Raw genomic sequence first — 17,198 nt, forward strand, 5'->3', positions numbered from 1 at the left:
GGGCGGAAGGCGACGAGTATTTTTCGGTCTGGTTTGAATCATTTGCGGCGCATATTATGCAATCTCTGGGATCGCTTCCAACAGATTGCGTTTCGACAAGTTACTCAACTTTTGTCATGTACATAGAACACAAAGGCAAATATTACGAAATGTTCAGCGGCGGCAATTGGCAGAATAAAACTTACGGGGTGAGTTATGCCGTCAGTGACCGCGTGCTAAGAGAGGATGAATGGGAACAAGTTGCTGACGGTGAACAGACCTTGCCGATACTCAGAACCATTCCTCATCGGGTCATTGGTCCCGGTCATAACTCTGTGGTTCGCGGACTCGATAATCGCGAATGGTTTTGTGTGTATCATCGCTGGTCAAGTGATAATCAGGCGCGGGTTTTGGCGATAGACCGTCTGGATTGGGTTGGCGAACGCATGTTTGTGATTGGCGCGACCACCACGCCGCAACCATCTCCCAATCCGCCGACGATCATTGACTATTTTAATGTGCATCACGATGTGGATTTGGGAACTGAATGGCAATGCGAAGGCGGCAAATGGGTCGCGCGTGATGGACAAGCGATTCAGGAGGTGGATACGGGAATTGCAACGGCGCTTTGTCGTTACCAAACGCCTTATTTCATTGCCGAATTGGGATTGAAATTATTACCGCATCTGGACAGAAAAGGCGCATATGGTTTTGCGTTGAATAATTCTGAGGAAACGGTTGTGAGTTTCAAAATCCGACCGGCAAATTGTCTTGTTGAAATCGAATGGTTGCCTTTAAATGCCCATGAGGGCGAGCGTCGCAAACAGGAGTTTACCTTGCCCGCGCATTTCAATTGCTGGGCATTTCACCTTTTAAGCGTGGAGGTCAATGGTTTGGCTGTGCATATTTCAATGGACGAGAATGCCATCCGCTGGCAAGCGCCGGTGCGCCTGCAACCGCTATCTATCGCTTTGCTGACCGAAGAGACGGCAGCAGCTTTTGCGGGCTTTTCCTTGACCCATAGCTGGAATGATTTATTTATGGAAGAGTCTGCGCTGCCACTGGCTTATAACTACGTGACCCATTCGCAAGATGCAGGTTGGACGATTCGGGAAAAGAGCCTGCGGTTTGCAGGGCAGCCATCGTCTTCAATCATTACCAAGGGTCCCTTGCCCATTGATTATGAACTTCTGGTCAACCTGAAAGCCTGTGCCGAATCCCCTACTCAGCCCTTATATGGCATTCTACCGGCGCTTGATGGTGACGGTGGGGGAGCGGTTTTAAGGCTTTTGAAAGCCGGTGAAAACTGGGCATTGCAATATGGGGATGCCCAGGAATCGCAATATTTTTCTCTGCCTGTAGATTTTAGCCCTTACGATTATCAACAATTTCGTTTTCGCAAGCGAGGGAAGTTTTTAACCATCCATCTCGAAGGGCAAAGCATCGGAGAAATTAAGGTTCCGGTACTGGCGGAACGAATCGGACTGGAGGGCGCAGCGGGTTTCCCCGCGGTTGATAGATTAGCCGTGACAGCCATCGGATAATTGCTTAGTATGGGCGTCGATATTTTTTGCCAAACGAATTGAAGGAGAAACAGGCTCTGAATGGCAATCGCTTTTTTGAGTCGGTAATCAATCACAAGCAAGAATGAGTGATGTAAAGATAGGCTTGGAGCCGGAGAATTTCATATGGGCGAGCGGCATAGAAGATACCTTTGTGCCGCAGACCAAAGTGGGTCATCGGGCGCTTGATGAATACGAGTTAATGGGGCATTACGACCATTGGCGCGAAGATTTGGCGCTTTTGCGTGAGAGCGGTTTGCAGGTCGCGCGTTGGGGCGTGCCCTGGTATCGCGTTGAACCGGCGCGCGGCGAATTTGACTGGCGCTGGATTGATGAAGTGTTGCCTTACCTGATTGAAGAGTTAGGTATCACGCCAATCGTTGACCTCATGCATTATGGCTGTCCGTTCTGGTTGCGCCGTGAATTTGCCAATAACGAATATCCGCAGGCGGTTGCCGATTATGTCAGTGCTTTCACGCAACGTTACCGGCACCTGGTCAAATATTACACGCCGCTCAATGAACCTGTGGTCAATGCTTTGATGTGCGGCAAACGCGGTGCCTGGCCGCCATATTTGAAAGGCGATAGCGGCTATGTGCGGGTGATGCTGCAAATCGTCAAGGGGGTGATTAAAACGGTCAATGCGATTAAAGCGATTGACCCGGATTCGGTGATGGTGCAGGTGGAAGCCACGGGGTTGAGTCGCGCCATCCGTCACGATTTGGAAATTTTAGCCATCGAAGATCAGCGACGCGGTTATCTCTTTTTCGATTTGATTACCGGTCAAGTCGGCTACGACCATCCGCTGTATGGCTGGTTGTTGCGTTCGGGCGCTTCGCCGCACGATCTTGCGGAAATCGCCGAACACCCGATTCCCATTGAAGTCTTGGGAATGAATTTTTATCCGCAATGGTCTACGCAGCAGATTTATATCGACCCTAAAGGCCGTCTCTCGTATCGCGCCATTGAACACGATGGCGTCGGCTTCTTTTCGTTGATTGAAGATTATTATGAGCGTTATAAAACGCCGGTGATGATTACCGAAACCAGCGCCTTCGGAAGCGATGAAGTGCGTTCGCAATGGCTTGAACAGTCGGTTGAAACGGTAAAACAACTGCGCGAAAAAGGCGTGCCGGTGATAGGTTATACGTGGTTTCCGTTATTTACCATGGTCGATTGGCGTTATCGTTTGGGGCGTCGTTCGGTTGAGCGTTATTACATCGACCTCGGTCTATACAAGATGAATCGCGCGGAAGACGGGAAACGTTGGCTAAAGACCGGACTCGTCGAACAACTGCAAAGTTACATCAACAATCCGCAAGCGGCTATCGGTGAAGTTGGCGTCGCTACCACTTTAAAGAAAGAAGCAACCGAAGTTTGAAAGACCGGGTTGGCGCTGAATGCCCGGTTTAAAAATCGTATCATTTGATAAAACTACGGCGGCTTATTAAAAAATAAAAATAATTTTCTTGACTTTGACTTTAGCGAATTAGTATTCTGAGCCTTCAACGTCATCGTGGTGATTTAAGCAAATTGCTCCACGTAAAAAATGTGCTAAACCGCGGAGAGAAATTTTAAAAGCCTCGCGCAGTTTAGCGCGGGGCTTTTTCATTTTGGTTCTTTGCACTGTTTTTTGTGGCGATTTAAGGCAACTTGCTCCACGTAAAAAACTGCTAAACAGTCCGGTGTACTCTATACGATGCCCCGCGTCATGTTTGGCGCGGGGCTTTTTATTTTTGTCTGGTGAATTGAGGTAAACCCCTTGAACACAAATCCGCCATCAGCCAACTGCTTGTTTTGAAAAGGAGAGTACAAATATGAGTTTCGTCAAAAATCTGCAATGTCGCGAATGCGGCGCAATATATCCTAAAGAACCGATTGCCGGTTGCTCAGAATGTTTTGCGCCGCTTGAAGTCGATTACGATTACCAGGCTATTTCCCGCCATCTTTCACACGACATCATTCAACAACGAGAAAAAAATCTCTGGCGTTATCGTGAACTGTTGCCGCTTGAACAGGAACCCGTCGTTGGACGCGCCAGCGGCTTTACGCCGCTCATTCGCGCAGACCGTTTGGCGCGGGCGCTTGGCGTCGAACGCCTCTACATCAAAAACGACAGCGTCAACGCGCCCACGCTTTCGTTCAAAGACCGTGTGACTTCGGTTGCGATCAACAAGGCGCGGGAATTCGGCTTGCAGGCGGTTGGTTGCGCATCAACGGGCAATCTCGCAAATTCCGTTGCTGCACAAGCGGCTGCCGCAGGACTCCCGGCTTACATTCTGATTCCCGATAATCTCGAAAAAAGTAAAGTGGTCGCGACGCAGATTTTTGGCGCGCGGGTGATTGCCGTGCGCGGCAATTATGATGATGTCAATCGCCTGTGCACCCAAATCGCCGACCGTTTTTCGTGGGGATTCGTGAATGTCAACTTGCGACCGTTTTATGGTGAGGGTTCAAAAACCTTCGGGTATGAAATCGTCGAACAACTCGGTTGGCGCGCGCCCGACAATATCGTTGTGCCGATGGCAGGCGGTTCATTAATCAGCAAAATTTACAAAGGCATCAAAGAGTTTGAAAAATTGGGACTCCTTGCGGGTGAAGCCAATACCAAAATTCACGGCGCGCAAGCCACGGGTTGCAATCCCATCACCACAGCCGTTAAACAACGCACCACCAAAATTCGCCCCGTAAAGCCCAACACCATCGCGAAATCATTAGCGATTGGCAACCCTGCCGACGGTTATCACGCCGCCGGCATTATCGCCAAAAGCGGCGGCTGGGCTGAGGATGTAACCGACGCGGAAATCGTTGACGGTATTCGCTTGCTTGCCGAAACCGAAGGCGTGTTTGCCGAAACCGCAGGTGGCGTCACCGTAGCGGTTGCGAAAAAGCTGATTGAACAGGGACACCTCAAACGCGATGAACTCACGGTAATTGCCATCACCGGTAACGGATTGAAAACTCAGGAAGCCATCGAACTCGCGCCGCCGCAAATCATCGAACCGAAATTAATCGCTTTTGAAGCCGCCATCGGCGCATTGAGAGCAACGGCTTAATCAAGTGATGAGTAATGAGTGATGAGTAATGAGTGATGAGTAATGAGTGCAGGTGGTTTTATATATCACCTGCGAATGAAATAAAGGAGAAATGATTATGTCACTAAAAGTTATTATTCCGACCCTGCTTCGTAAATTCACCAATGACAAAGAAGAGGTCGAAGCGCAAGCCACAACGATTAAAGAATTGATTGAAACCCTCGATTCAAACTATCCGGGGTTTCGCGCGCGGGTGTGCGAAGAGAACGGCGATTTGCGTCGCTTCATCAACATCTATGTGAACGGCGAAGACATTCGCTTCCTCGATGATTTAGCCACGCGCACTACGGATGGCGCAGAAATTTCCATCGTTCCGGCAATCGCTGGCGGATGAAAAGGAAGATGGGGAGAAAGGGAGCGCGGGAGAAGGGGAGCCGGTCACGCTCTCGGATATTTTTGTTGGTTATTACCTTGATGGAATAGAGAAGCAGGATGATTGATTTAAAAGATAAAGTGGCACTCATTACCGGCGCGTCGCGTGGCATTGGCGCGGCGGCGGCGTTGAAATTTGCAAAAGCGGGCGCTGCGGTAGTGGTCAATTATTTTCGCAATGAAGCTGATGCCCATCGGGTGGTTCGCGATTGTCATTCGCTTGATGCGCGCGCCATTGCCGTGCAAGCCGATGTTTCGCGATTTGAAGATGTGCGCGCTTTGTTTGAAAGAACGCTTGCCCAGTTCGGGCGATTGGATGTGCTGGTCGCAAACGCCGGTATCTGGACGACGGGCGCAATTGATGAACTTGATGAAGCGAAGTGGCAGGAGACGATAGATGCCAACCTCAAAAGTGTCTATGCGTGCTGTCACTTCGCGGCAAAACTTTTTAAACAACAACGCAGCGGTCACATCATCACGGTGTCATCGACCGCAGGGCAGCGCGGCGAGGCTTTGCATTCGCATTACGCGGCGTCCAAAGGCGGGATTATTTCGTTGACCAAATCCTTGGCTACTGAACTTGGCGAATATGGGGTGACGGTCAATTGTGTTGCGCCGGGCTGGGTCGATACCGATTTATCTGCCGAACCGCTGCGCGATACGCGCGAACTCGAAAAAATCAATCGCAACATTCCGCTCGGTCGCGTTGCTTCAGCCGATGACGTAGCGGGACCGATTCTATTTCTCGCCACAGACCTGGCGCGCCACATCACGGGCGAAATTTTAAATGTGAATGGCGGCGCGGTTTTATGCGGTTAAAGATTGAAAGCGTCGCTTTAACGAGAGAATTTTGCCAAAGGGAAAGTGACGGGCGACGCTTTCAACGATGAAAGGCAAAAGGCAAAATATCGAGCGGGTCTTTGTTGGGTGTGAAGGTGTTGGGCGCTTATTGATACGAAGGTCTACAGAGGAGTTTTTGCCAGGGCTTGTTCGTGATGTTATCCTTGAACACAGAAGTATGAAAACGAATTCAATTTTGTCCCCCGCTGAAATCGTTTCGTCTGTTGAAGACGCTGCTATCACCCGCGCGCGCGCGCCGCAGGAAGCCTGGCAATTGGTCGGCAATACGCCTTTGCTGAAACTCAAAAAACTTGCGGCTGAAGGCGTTGAAATTTATGCCAAAGCCGAATGGTTCAATCCCAGCGGTTCCGTAAAAGACCGACCGGCGCTCAATATTATTTTAGAAGGCGAACGCAGCGGCAAACTCACGCGCGATAAAATTCTGCTCGATGCGACATCAGGCAACACCGGCATCGCTTATGCCTGGTTAGGCGCAGCCAGAGGCTACCGCGTGAAACTCGCTTTGCCGCAAAACGCCAGTGAAGAGCGCAAACGCATTTTAAAAGCTTATGGCGCGGATTTGGTTTTAACCAATCCCCTGGAAGGTTCGGACGGGGCGATTCGCGAAGCGCGCCGGCTTTACAGCGAAAACCCGGATTTGTACTTTTACGCAGACCAGTACAACAATGATGCGAACTGGCGGGCGCATTACGAAACCACTGCGCCGGAAATCTGGAATCAAACGCAGGGACGGATTACACACTTTGTTGCGGGACTCGGAACCAGCGGCACTTTTGTTGGCGCAAGCCGCCGCTTGAAAGAATTGAATCCGCAAATTCACTGTATTTCGTTTCAACCCGATTCGCCTTTTCACGGGCTTGAAGGGTTGAAACACATGGAGACAGCGATTGTGCCGGGCATTTATGATGATTCGATTGCCGATGAAAATTTAGAAGTGAGCACCGAAGCAGCGCACGAATATGCCAGACTTTTAGGCAGACGCGAAGGCTTGCTGGTTGGCATTTCATCTGCTGCCGCGGTTGCCTGTGCGGTAAACGTCGCGAAGAAAATGCAAAGCGGTGTGGTGGTCGCTATTTTGCCCGACAGCGCCGATAAATATTTGAGTGAAGATTTTTGGAATGGCGAATAAACCAGGGTAGGCAGGATAAGCAGGATAAAATTTATTCTTATCATCTTGCTCATCCCTGTTAAATCCGAATTTGGAGTTTGAACTTTTGATTAAGGTCACACCAGCGCACCTGGACGAAATTAAAAAGCACGGCGAAGAAACCTATCCGCACGAATGTTGCGGATTCCTGATTGGCGAAAAAGCGGGTGACATCAATGTGTTGCGCATCGTGCATCGGGCGATTAATGAATGGACGAAAAATGAAGGGAGCGAGTCGCAGGCAAACCGTTATTTGATAACCCCTGAACAATCGCGTCAGGCGGAACTGCGAGCCCGCGAGCAGGGATTTGGGGTCATCGGGTTTTATCATTCGCACCCTGATCATCCGGCACGTCCATCGGGGTTTGATTTAGACCACAGTTGCTGGCCCTCCGATTCATATATCATCGTTTCGGTTGAAAAAGGTCGGGCATCCGTGCTTAACTCTTTTACGAAACCTGACTACGAGAAATTCGAGCAGGAAGAAATAGTGATAGTGGAAGAATGAAGCGGCGCAAAGCGATTCGCGCCGGTAAAAAACCGAGCAGGCAGGTCTTGCTCAATGTTAAAAGACATTCGCCACGAATTAGACAAACTCGAATAGACACGATGACTTGTTGTTGTTGTAGAAACTAGATTGCTTTTTGGCTCGTCTGACGGCAAAAGCAATCTCTGTCTATTCGCACCGTTTGTGTGATTCGTGGCTTTTTTATTTGGTTGAAAATGATGCGATGGATTGAATGTTGGTCAGCGACCGACGTTAAACAAATCGTTCGAGGTTGAACAAGCGGTTTTGACCGCGCGATTGAAATTAAAAAATAGCAACGAATGAGGAGAGTGTTATGTCAATCAATATTTTAATACCTACGGCGCTTAGAAATTTTACGGGCGGCAATGACACAGTGGCGGTTGCGGGCAACACCGTCAATACGGCGCTCGATTCGCTTACTCGCCAATACCCGGCATTGAAAAAGCATCTTTATAACGAACGCGGCGAATTGCGCCAGTTCGTCAACATTTATGTCAACGACGAAGATGCGCGACATCTTGAAAAAGGCGCCACCACTGTTAAAGAAGGCGATACCTTGAGCATCGTTCCGTCAATTGCCGGAGGTTCGGCGGTGGTAGAAAACCGTGTGAAGGAAAGCGCGAAAGATGAGGTTGAGTTGAGCCGCGATGAAATCCTGCGTTACAGTCGCCATCTCATCATGCCCGAAGTTGCGCTTGAGGGGCAGAAGAAATTAAAAGCCGCAAGTGTGCTCTGCATCGGCGCAGGGGGCTTAGGTTCACCATTGATTATGTACCTGGCAGCCGCAGGCATCGGGCGATTGGGACTCGTGGATTTCGACGTTGTGGATTTTACCAACCTGCAACGGCAGATCATTCATTCCACCGCCAACGTTGGAAAATCAAAATTGCAATCCGCCAAAGAACGCATTAACGAAATCAATCCGTTCGTTCAAGTCGACACTTATGAAACCGCTTTGACTTCGGAAAACGCGCTGGAGCTATTCAAAGATTACGACATCATCATTGATGGGACAGATAATTTCCCAACGCGCTATTTAACCAATGATGCTTGTGTGCTGCTCGGAAAACCCAATGTTTACGGGTCGATTTTCAGATTTGAAGGACAGGCGACGGTCTTCGATGCGAAACGGGGTCCCTGTTATCGCTGTCTGTATCCGGAGCCTCCGCCACCCGGCTTAGTACCGAGTTGCGCGGAAGGTGGCGTGCTTGGTGTGTTGCCCGGCATTATCGGCGTGATGCAGGCGATTGAAGCGGTGAAGTTAATTTTAGGCAAAGGCGATTCCTTGATCGGGCGGTTGATGTTGTTCGATGCGTTGAAGATGCGGTTTCGCGAATTGAAACTCAGAAAAAATCCCGATTGCCCGATTTGCGGCGAAAACCGCACCATCAATGAGTTGATTGACTATCAGGAATTTTGCGGTGTGATACAGCACGACGAAGTGACTGTCGGAAAAGAATATGAAATTACCCCGCTTGAATTGAACACCAAAATTGCTCGAGGCGATGATTTCGTTTTGGTTGATGTTCGCGAACCGCAGGAATTTGCCATCGGGCGCATTCCCGGTTCAACGTTGATCCCGCTTGCGACTGTGCCCGAACGATTGCATGAACTCTCGACCGCAAATGAAATCGTGGTGCATTGCAAGAGCGGCGTGCGTAGCGGCAAGGCGGTTGAGTTAATGAAGCAGGCTGGCTTCCGCCGCGTGAAGAATTTAGTCGGCGGCATTTTGCGCTGGTCTGATGATGTTGACCCGACTGTGCCTAAGTATTAAGCTGACATCAAAACAACGAGGTGAAGGCGTTATGAGTAAAGATATCGAAGAAGTAAGTCAAACAGACCTATCTCAAGGTGTAACACAAGAGCAGGAATTCAAAAAAAAACTTGCCCTTGAAGCTTTGGCGGATTTGCGAGAAAAGTATCACACCCTTCCACCCCTTGATGCAGAAGTTCTAATACGTGAGGGCAGAGATGCAGCAAGCCGACGATTTGAAAAATAACGTTGTAGTAGATGCTAATTTGTTTGTCGTCATGGCTGGCAATGATTCTCGCGGACTTTTGGTATTAGAACGATTTGCAGATTGGATTGATAGCGGGGTCAAAATTCACGCGCCTGAATTATCGCGCTATGAATTTGCCAATGCCGTACCCCGGCTCATTGTTGCAGGCATTTTAATACAGAGCGACCTGGATGAGGCTTTAGGCAAGGTGGATGTGCTACCTGTTCAATATCATCATCTGTCTAATCCGAAACGAGTGATTGAAATCTCAATTATGCTTGGTCGTCAAAACGCTTATGATGCAGCATACTTAGCCTTAGCTGAAGAACTGAGTTGTGAGTTATGGACATTGGACGGCCCGCTATATCGCAACGCAAAAGGCTATGGATTCGCGGTTAATCTTATTTCGTAACTAATCTGAAAATGCAACCATCACTGCAAACCCAAACACACCACAAACTGCCGCAGCGTGTTGTTGATAAACTCAAAGCCGCGATTGGTGAACGCTATGTTTTAACCGAACGCGATGAACTTGTCGTTTATGAATCGGACGCGCTGACCATCGTCAAACAATTGCCTGCCGCCGTGGTGATTCCCAAAAACACCGAAGAGGTTGCAGCCGTCGTTTGCATCCTTGCTGAAGAAAAGATTTCGTTTACAGCGCGCGGCGCGGGCACCGGACTGACGGGCGGGTCACTGCCAATGAACAATGGCGTCACCATTGAAACCGCAAGAATGAATCGCATCTTGCAGGTCGATTATGAAAATCGCATTGCTGTGGTTGAACCCGGCGTCATTAACGTTCATCTGTCGCAAGCCACATCGCCAGCCGGTTTTCATTACGCGCCAGACCCTTCGAGTCAAATGGCATGCACGCTTGGCGGCAATGTTGCGCAAAACAGCGGCGGTCCCCATTGTTTGAAATATGGCGCAACCGTCAATCACATTCTCGCGCTTGAAGTGGTTTTGCCATCGGGCGAAATCATCAATATCGGCAGCAGCACGGCAGATTTTACGGGCTATGATTTAACCGGGGTGTTCGTGGGTTCCGAAGGCACCTGCGGCATTGCGACGAAAATCACTTTGAAACTCACACGTTTGCCACAAAGCGTGAAAACCCTGCTTGCCGAATTTATGACCGTCACCGACGCGAGCCGCGCGGTTTCGGAAATCATTGCCGCCGGAATTTTGCCTGCGGCTCTGGAGATGATTGACCGCGCGACGATTGTGGCGGTTGAAAATTCGATTTTCGCCGGAGGCTTTCCGACCGATGTTGCGGCGCTCTTGATTATCGAAGTTGATGGCTTGCAGGTTGGCATTGATGAAGCCGCCACGCAAGCTGCGGAAATCTGTTTGCGAAATAACGCGCGTGCCGTGCGTGTTGCCAAAGACGACGCCGAACGCGCGAAACTCTGGGGCGCAAGAAAGCGCGCATTCGGAGCGATGGGCAGAGTCTCCGCCGATTTGATGGTGCAGGACGCGGTGATTCCACGCTCGAAACTTCCCGAAGTGCTCGATGAAATTTATGCCATCGCCTCGAAGTACCAATTGAATGTCGCCAATGTTTTTCATGCAGGAGATGGCAATCTGCATCCGAACATCAGTTATGACGGGCGTGATGCGGATGAAGCGCGGCGCGTCAAACTCGCAGGTAAAGAGATTATGCAATTGTGCGTTGATGCCGGTGGTTCGATTACCGGCGAACACGGCATCGGCTTGGATAAGATTGATTACATCGAAATGATTTTTTCGGATGCCGATTTGGAACGCATGCTGGCGGTAAAAAATGTTTTTAATCCAACCGGGCTTTGCAATCCCGGCAAAATGATTCCCGCAACCAAAACCTGCCGTTATTGCAGTTTTACTTTGGAATGAAGTTGAAGACGGATGATGAATCAACAATAGAGATAAGGGAATTAGAAACAAGAGAAATTTCTTTATGGCAAATAATATCAAGTGGTATGATTTGACATCATTCGATTATGAACTATCAAGACATCATTACTATTGAGCCGGGCAAGAGAGGTGGAAAGGCTTGCATTCGCGGGATGCGAATGACGGTCACGGATGTTTTGGAATATCTCGCAAGCGGCATGACTCAGGAAGAGATATTAGAAGATTTTCCTGATTTGACCGCTGAAGATATTCGCGCTTGTTTAGCTTACGCCGCAGACCGTGAGCGAAAACTTGCCACGCCGCCTTATGAGAATTGATGAAACTTCTCTTTGACCAAAACCTTACTCATCGGTTGGTTAAATCGCTTGCCGATATTTATCCCGACAGCGTTCATGTCCGTCAAGTAGGGTTGCGAGAGACAACTGATAAAGAAATTTGAGACTATGCAGAGAAAAACGGTTTCACAATCATTTCTAAAGATTCGGACTTTCAACAAATGAGCGGACTGCATGGCAGTCCGCCAAAGGTGATTTGGCTGCGCGTTGGAAATTGCTCGGTAACAACTATCGAAGCATAATTAAGAAAACATTCGGTTACCATTCACACATTCGATTTATCGCCGGATAAAACTTTTCTTGTATTGCCTTAATTTATGGCGCGAGAGTTTCTTTACAGAGAATTGCCGGATGATGACTTTGCGGTAAAGAATCGCCACAATTCCAAAAAATCACAACAGGAAATGATTTGGATCGCGGAAGCGGCGAAATTCGCAGGCGAAGGTTCGGAGGTGTTTGTCGCCGGGTGCGGGTGGATGTTTGAAATTATCAAAGTGGAAAGCGGCAAAATCGCTTATATTCGGGATGGCAAACTCATCAATCCGCAATCCGAATTTTTCGCCGTGTTCTATGCGCCATTTTCTATCATTAAAATTTCCATTGCGGATGTGAAGATGCGTTGGGCAGGCATCGGCGCGGCTTCAACCACTGCCCCGGCATCCTGGATGACAGTGCCGTTGATTTTCGATTTGCCGATTGCGGCGCTGCCGAAAAATGCCGATGAAATGATTGAGATATTAAAAACGCCGCGCCGGTTTCAATCCATTGAAATCAACACCAAACCCTCGTTGCTTGCCAAACGCGCCAAAAAAATCATTGATGAAAATTGGTTGGCGTCGCCTTCGATTGCCGCCATCGCGCGAACGCTCAAGGTGTCGCACCCGCATCTCACCAGACAGTTTAAAAAAGATTACGGGCTTGCGCCGAAAACCTATCTGCACAAGGTCCGCCTGCATTTTGCCATCTGGAAATTGTCGCAGGGCGAAAAGATTGCCAATGTGTCGTTCGATTCCGGCTATAACGATTTAAGCCGATTTTACAAACAATTTCGCAAATTTATGAAAACCTCGCCGGGCAGTTGCAGAATCTTTTAACCTCTCAACGCATATCAAAAAACGCCAAGACTTTCGATGCCGATTTTTTTTACAATTTCAGGATAGCCGACGAACCAAACGGAAATAGCCGAATAAACAGAAGGCGCGGTCGGTGGATTTGAAATTGCAGATGGCGTAGATCACTCGCTTATAAAACTCATTGGTGAAAGGAGCGTGCAATGCCGACGACGAGAAAAAATATCGGAAAGAAAATCGCGGAGGTGAAAACCAATCCGACCGCCTCTCGCCCACATATGCCGGATTATGGTATTCCGAAAAACCGCAAAGGGATGCTCGATTGGTCGCATGTGGCTGAGCGCATGAATGCCGCCGAACGTTACTGGGTTTGTTCAGTCGATAGTGCCGGACAACCGCACGCCACACCGGTTGACGGCATCTGGATTGACGACCGGCTCTATTTTGGCGGCAGTCCGAAAACCCGCCGACATCGCAATATCAAAGAAAATCCGGCGGTGTGCATTCATCTGGAAAACGCGATGGATGTGGTGATTCTGCAAGGTGAAGCGCACGAATATCATGCGCCAACCTATGAGTTCGCGGTTCAGCTTGCAGAGGCTTCAAAGAAAAAATATGGCTATGCGCCGCCGCCGGAAATGTATCAGAAAGGTGAAGGTGTGCTGATGTTTCGCCCGAAAAAAGTCCTGGCGTGGACGCAATTTCCCAAAGATGCAACGCGCTGGCAGTTGGCTGGCGATAATTAATCAAGCGTTAAACAACCTTGATTCCATTGCTTGATTTTAAATTCATTATAAATTCAGGTGCCGGGCGATAGAAGCATTTGAAGAATCTCAGGGTTTCCCGCAAAATAAATCCTCTATGGCAATTTTGCGATTCGATTCCAATTCGCGTAGAGGAGAAGCCATCGAACTTCACGCCGACAAAATGGTTTTCGGTCGGCACCTCTCCTGCCATTGTGTGTTGAATCACCCAACTGTTTCGCGAGAACATTTTTTTATTGAATGCACCGCCGATAAATTTTTCGTCGTTGATAACGAGAGCGGCAATGGAACTTTTGTTAATGGCGAACGCATCACCTGGATGGAATTGACCGAAGGTGATGTCATCAAGGCTGGTCCCTTTTCTCTGCGATTTGAAAAATCGCTCGAAGAGCAGCAAACCTTAATCGCCAATTTTGATGCCAGCCCCGAAAGCCTTTTCGATGAAGAGCAGCGCCGCATTTATCCCGGCGAATACCTCGAAGGCATTCGCCATTTCAATGGCGGACGATATTTTGAAGCCCACGAAATCTGGGAAGAAATCTGGGTGCGGTCATCTGATGAGAAACGTCTGTTTTATCAATTACTCATTCAAGCCGCTGTCGCATTGCATCACTATGATAAAAATAATTTGATTGGCGCGCGCGGATTGTATGCGCGGGTGATGGATAAGGCGCATCGCTTGCCGAAAATTTTTATGTCGATGGAACTTGATACTTTCGCGCACGATTTCAACGCCTTCTTTCAGGCAGCGTTTGCCAATGATGATTCTACAACCGCGAAAGTCTCCGTGCCCTGTCCGTTAATTCACCTGCAAGCCATCGAAGTTGCAAGTGTGGATTTTTAATTTTTAAGAGACCAACGACCCTAATGATACAAGACCACAAAATCCTCGCCCGTTTGCTTGAATCCGTAGTGGGCACGAACAATCTGCTTGAAAATCAAGCCCTGCACATTGATTCAATCACCCCACCACTCATCGTGAAACCTGCCGAAACCGAACAGGTCGCTGAATGTTTAAACATCTGTGCAAAACAGGGCGCGGCGGTTATCCCCGCGGGCGCGATGAGTTGGCTCGAATGCGGTAATCCCTTGCGGCGCGGCGAAGTGATTTTGAGTTTGCAAAACCTGAGCCGCGTGATTGATTACAGCCCGGCGGATTTGACGGTTACGGTTGAAGCGGGAATCTCTTTGCAAACTCTCAATGCCATCGCGAAAACCGAAAGACAATGGTTGCCGTTTGACCCGCCCGGTTCAGTTGATTCGACGCTGGGCGCGATTGCCGCCTGCGCATCAAGCGGCGCATTGCGATTCGGATTTGGCACGCCTCGCGATTATGTCATTGGGTTGAGGCTCGCGCACATTGACGGAACCGAAAGCAAATGCGGCGGGCGCGTCGTCAAAAATGTTGCCGGTTATGATTTGAATAAACTCTATGTCGGCAGTTTCGGAACCCTTGCGGTGATTACCGAACTCAATTTCAAATTGCGCCCGTTACCCGAACAAATGGCAACCCTGATGATTGCCGCAAAAAATCCTGCGCGACTCGCGGATATTGCCAAAGCCATCTTGAATTCGACTCATCTGCAACCGGCGTCGATCTATTTAATCAGTCGCATTTCTTCGATTGCCAATGAAGACGCTTTACTGGTGCGCTTTGGCGATAGTGAAACGGTGGTTAAAAATCAAATCGAAGAGACGACGAATTTATTGGATGAGGATTTTTATCTCAATCTTTTGAACGAAGATGAAGCCGAGCGGCTGTGGTCGGAAGTCGCAAACCTTGATACAAAAACCTACTGCGCCGTGCGCATCAGTGTGCCGCTTGCCAGCGCCACAAGCGTTTATGAAAAATTGCTCAAAATGTCCGAGGTGAAAATTGCAACGGCGGATGTCGGGGTAGGCATCATCCGTTTAGGCTTTGAAGGCAGCAATCAACAATCTATTGATTTGATTAAGCAGATGCGCGTTGAAGCGGCTTGCCTTGGCGGAACCTTGTTTGTCGAACGCGCGCCGGAAGCCGTGCGTCAGGCAGCCGACGCCTGGAATGATGTCGGAACGCTTGCGCCTTTAATGAAAGGCATGAAACGCAATTTCGACCCGGAATCGCTGCTGAATCCTGGAAAATTTGTCGCGGGTATTTAAAGGAAAACCACAGAGCCACCGGGACACAAAGAAGCGTCCGGAAATTTTTTGTGTTCTCCGGTGAATGAATAAATGAATACTGCCAAGAAAACTCATCTGCATTCCTTACTCGAATCCAACAACGACAAGTTGCTCACCTGTGTGCATTGTGGTTTATGTTTGCCGTCGTGTCCGACTTATCGCGTGCTCGGAAATGAAAACGATTCGCCGCGCGGGCGCGTCTATTTAATGCGCGCGCGGGTTGAAGACAAACTGCCGCTTGGTGAAACCTTTGCCAAACACATAGACCTTTGCCTGGGTTGTCGGGCTTGCGAAACCGCCTGTCCATCGGGTGTGCCGTATGGACATTTGCTTGAAGCGGCGCGCGCGGAAATTGTTGAAGCCCATCAGGAGAGCGACGCGAAAACGGCTCCTGTGGCGCGTTTCGTGTTGCGGCAGATTTTTATGCGCCCGCAATTGCTCAAACTGGCAATGAAACTGACGCGCTGGTTCCGAGACAGCGGACTCGCAGAACTGGCGTTGCAAGCAAATTTAGCCAGCGGGCAATTGCAATTCGCGCTTGCGGTGCTGCTGGCGAGCCGTTCGCCGTTTGCGAAGCGACAGGCAAAAAGTACCCGTGATGATTTAACCAAAGATTCGATTAATAAATCGTTGCCTGAAAATTCGCCAACCAGTACAGCAACCCGCGTTGGGGTGCTTCGCGGGTGTGTCATGGAAGGGTTGTTTACTGAAACCAACCGCGCAACGGAGCGTGTGTTGCAACGTAACCGGTGCGCGATTGTTGAAGCCGACGGGCAAATGTGTTGCGGCGCGTTGCACGCTCACGCAGGTTATATGGACGAAGCGAAACAACTGGCGCGCAAGAATATCGAAGTTTTTTTACAAAGTGGTTGCGAGGCAATCGTCGTCAATTCCGCAGGTTGTGGCGCGGCGATGAAAGAGTACAAAGATTGGTTTGAACACGATATGGAGTTTGCCGAACGCGCTCGCGAATTTTCCGCCAAGGTTAAAGATGTCTCTGAGTTTTTAATCGAACAAGGCGTTGACATACCGGATGCCAGTTTAAATTTACGTGTGACCTATGATGCCCCTTGTCATTTAATGCACGCGCAAAAAATCGTCAGTCCGCCGGTTGACTTATTAAAGATGATTCCGGGTTTACGATTTCGGACGTTGTCGGGCGCGGAAAATTGTTGCGGCGGCGCAGGCATTTATAATTTGCAACACCCCGAGTTGAGCAGCGAAATTCTTTCAACCAAACTCGACAACATCAAAGCAACCGGCGCAGAAATCGTCGCTACAGCCAATCCCGGTTGTATCATGCAAATCGGCGCAGGCGCGCGAATGACCCATCTGAACGTCGCTGTGGCGCATCCGATTGAACTGCTCGACGCGGCATACGAGGCTGAGAAGGTTTGAAAAATGTTCGCGGAGAAATTAAAAAAT

17 protein-coding genes and 1 pseudogene are annotated in these 17,198 nt (G+C 49.3%); all 18 read left to right on the forward strand.

Features of this window, described 5'->3' with window-relative positions; all coding sequences use genetic code 11:
- On the forward strand, positions 1–1,523 hold a 1,523-nt coding region (locus tag AB1757_15940; protein MEW6128531.1), incomplete at its 5' end, for a hypothetical protein.
- Between the two features lie 103 nt (positions 1,524–1,626).
- Positions 1,627–2,922 carry a family 1 glycosylhydrolase gene (locus tag AB1757_15945; GenBank protein ID MEW6128532.1) on the forward strand — a complete coding sequence of 432 codons (1,296 nt, stop codon included), beginning with the start codon at positions 1,627–1,629 and terminating at the stop codon, positions 2,920–2,922.
- Between the two features lie 436 nt (positions 2,923–3,358).
- Complete coding sequence (thrC, locus tag AB1757_15950; protein MEW6128533.1) at positions 3,359–4,597, forward strand: threonine synthase; 1,239 nt, start codon at positions 3,359–3,361, stop codon at positions 4,595–4,597.
- A gap of 97 nt (positions 4,598–4,694) precedes the next feature.
- Positions 4,695–4,970: a MoaD family protein gene (locus AB1757_15955; GenBank protein ID MEW6128534.1), complete on the forward strand. Its 276-nt coding sequence runs from the start codon at positions 4,695–4,697 to the stop codon at positions 4,968–4,970.
- A gap of 98 nt (positions 4,971–5,068) precedes the next feature.
- Entirely contained in the window at positions 5,069–5,827 is a 759-nt protein-coding gene (locus tag AB1757_15960; protein ID MEW6128535.1) for an SDR family NAD(P)-dependent oxidoreductase, read from the forward strand.
- A 199-nt stretch (positions 5,828–6,026) separates the two neighbouring features.
- The gene (locus tag AB1757_15965; GenBank protein ID MEW6128536.1) at positions 6,027–6,998 is read left to right on the forward strand and encodes a cysteine synthase family protein; all 972 of its coding nucleotides are present in this window, start codon (positions 6,027–6,029) and stop codon (positions 6,996–6,998) included.
- An 85-nt stretch (positions 6,999–7,083) separates the two neighbouring features.
- Positions 7,084–7,524 carry a M67 family metallopeptidase gene (locus AB1757_15970; protein ID MEW6128537.1) on the forward strand — a complete coding sequence of 147 codons (441 nt, stop codon included), beginning with the start codon at positions 7,084–7,086 and terminating at the stop codon, positions 7,522–7,524.
- A gap of 334 nt (positions 7,525–7,858) precedes the next feature.
- Entirely contained in the window at positions 7,859–9,319 is a 1,461-nt protein-coding gene (locus AB1757_15975; protein ID MEW6128538.1) for a ubiquitin-like small modifier protein 1, read from the forward strand.
- A 31-nt stretch (positions 9,320–9,350) separates the two neighbouring features.
- The gene (locus AB1757_15980; GenBank protein ID MEW6128539.1) at positions 9,351–9,545 is read left to right on the forward strand and encodes a hypothetical protein; all 195 of its coding nucleotides are present in this window, start codon (positions 9,351–9,353) and stop codon (positions 9,543–9,545) included.
- Positions 9,517–9,957 carry a type II toxin-antitoxin system VapC family toxin gene (locus AB1757_15985; GenBank protein MEW6128540.1) on the forward strand — a complete coding sequence of 147 codons (441 nt, stop codon included), beginning with the start codon at positions 9,517–9,519 and terminating at the stop codon, positions 9,955–9,957. The genes AB1757_15980 and AB1757_15985 overlap by 29 nt, the downstream gene beginning before the upstream one ends.
- Before the next feature lie 11 nt (positions 9,958–9,968).
- Entirely contained in the window at positions 9,969–11,420 is a 1,452-nt protein-coding gene (locus AB1757_15990; protein ID MEW6128541.1) for an FAD-linked oxidase C-terminal domain-containing protein, read from the forward strand.
- Positions 11,421–11,527: 107 nt separating this feature from the next.
- The gene (locus AB1757_15995; protein ID MEW6128542.1) at positions 11,528–11,758 is read left to right on the forward strand and encodes a DUF433 domain-containing protein; all 231 of its coding nucleotides are present in this window, start codon (positions 11,528–11,530) and stop codon (positions 11,756–11,758) included.
- Positions 11,758–12,018 (forward strand): annotated as a pseudogene (locus tag AB1757_16000) (DUF5615 family PIN-like protein). Before AB1757_15995 ends, AB1757_16000 begins: the two are co-directional and overlap by 1 nt.
- A 75-nt stretch (positions 12,019–12,093) precedes the next feature.
- A complete protein-coding gene (locus AB1757_16005) occupies positions 12,094–12,870 on the forward strand; it encodes an AraC family transcriptional regulator (GenBank protein ID MEW6128543.1) in 777 nt (258 codons plus the stop codon).
- Positions 12,871–13,049: 179 nt separating this feature from the next.
- Positions 13,050–13,592, forward strand: a complete 543-nt coding sequence (locus AB1757_16010) for a pyridoxamine 5'-phosphate oxidase family protein (GenBank protein ID MEW6128544.1) — start codon at positions 13,050–13,052, stop codon at positions 13,590–13,592.
- Positions 13,593–13,707: 115 nt separating this feature from the next.
- Positions 13,708–14,454, forward strand: a complete 747-nt coding sequence (locus AB1757_16015) for a DUF309 domain-containing protein (GenBank protein ID MEW6128545.1) — start codon at positions 13,708–13,710, stop codon at positions 14,452–14,454.
- A gap of 23 nt (positions 14,455–14,477) precedes the next feature.
- Positions 14,478–15,752, forward strand: coding sequence for an FAD-binding oxidoreductase (locus tag AB1757_16020; GenBank protein MEW6128546.1), 1,275 nt, complete (start codon positions 14,478–14,480; stop codon positions 15,750–15,752).
- A 72-nt stretch (positions 15,753–15,824) separates the two neighbouring features.
- A complete protein-coding gene (locus AB1757_16025) occupies positions 15,825–17,171 on the forward strand; it encodes a heterodisulfide reductase-related iron-sulfur binding cluster (protein ID MEW6128547.1) in 1,347 nt (448 codons plus the stop codon).
- The last annotated feature ends 27 nt before the right edge of the window (positions 17,172–17,198 follow it).

Source organism: Acidobacteriota bacterium (genome assembly GCA_040754075.1).
Classification (GTDB): domain Bacteria; phylum Acidobacteriota; class Blastocatellia; order UBA7656; family UBA7656; genus JBFMDH01.

Bases quoted from the DNA above. Each gene is read 5' to 3' on its own strand.
- AB1757_15975 (MEW6128538.1), top strand. From the start codon at position 7,859: ATGTCAATCAATATTTTAATACCTACGGCGCTTAGAAATTTTACGGGC.
- AB1757_15955 (MEW6128534.1), top strand. From the start codon at position 4,695: ATGTCACTAAAAGTTATTATTCCGACCCTGCTTCGTAAATTCACCAAT.
- AB1757_15980 (MEW6128539.1), top strand. From the start codon at position 9,351: ATGAGTAAAGATATCGAAGAAGTAAGTCAAACAGACCTATCTCAAGGT.
- AB1757_15965 (MEW6128536.1), top strand. From the start codon at position 6,027: ATGAAAACGAATTCAATTTTGTCCCCCGCTGAAATCGTTTCGTCTGTT.
- AB1757_15985 (MEW6128540.1), top strand. From the start codon at position 9,517: ATGCAGCAAGCCGACGATTTGAAAAATAACGTTGTAGTAGATGCTAAT.
- AB1757_16015 (MEW6128545.1), top strand. From the start codon at position 13,708: ATGGCAATTTTGCGATTCGATTCCAATTCGCGTAGAGGAGAAGCCATC.
- AB1757_16010 (MEW6128544.1), top strand. From the start codon at position 13,050: ATGCCGACGACGAGAAAAAATATCGGAAAGAAAATCGCGGAGGTGAAA.
- AB1757_15995 (MEW6128542.1), top strand. From the start codon at position 11,528: ATGAACTATCAAGACATCATTACTATTGAGCCGGGCAAGAGAGGTGGA.
- AB1757_16020 (MEW6128546.1), top strand. From the start codon at position 14,478: ATGATACAAGACCACAAAATCCTCGCCCGTTTGCTTGAATCCGTAGTG.
- AB1757_16025 (MEW6128547.1), top strand. From the start codon at position 15,825: ATGAATACTGCCAAGAAAACTCATCTGCATTCCTTACTCGAATCCAAC.
- AB1757_15960 (MEW6128535.1), top strand. From the start codon at position 5,069: ATGATTGATTTAAAAGATAAAGTGGCACTCATTACCGGCGCGTCGCGT.
- AB1757_15990 (MEW6128541.1), top strand. From the start codon at position 9,969: ATGCAACCATCACTGCAAACCCAAACACACCACAAACTGCCGCAGCGT.
- AB1757_15945 (MEW6128532.1), top strand. From the start codon at position 1,627: ATGAGTGATGTAAAGATAGGCTTGGAGCCGGAGAATTTCATATGGGCG.
- AB1757_16005 (MEW6128543.1), top strand. From the start codon at position 12,094: ATGGCGCGAGAGTTTCTTTACAGAGAATTGCCGGATGATGACTTTGCG.
- thrC (MEW6128533.1), top strand. From the start codon at position 3,359: ATGAGTTTCGTCAAAAATCTGCAATGTCGCGAATGCGGCGCAATATAT.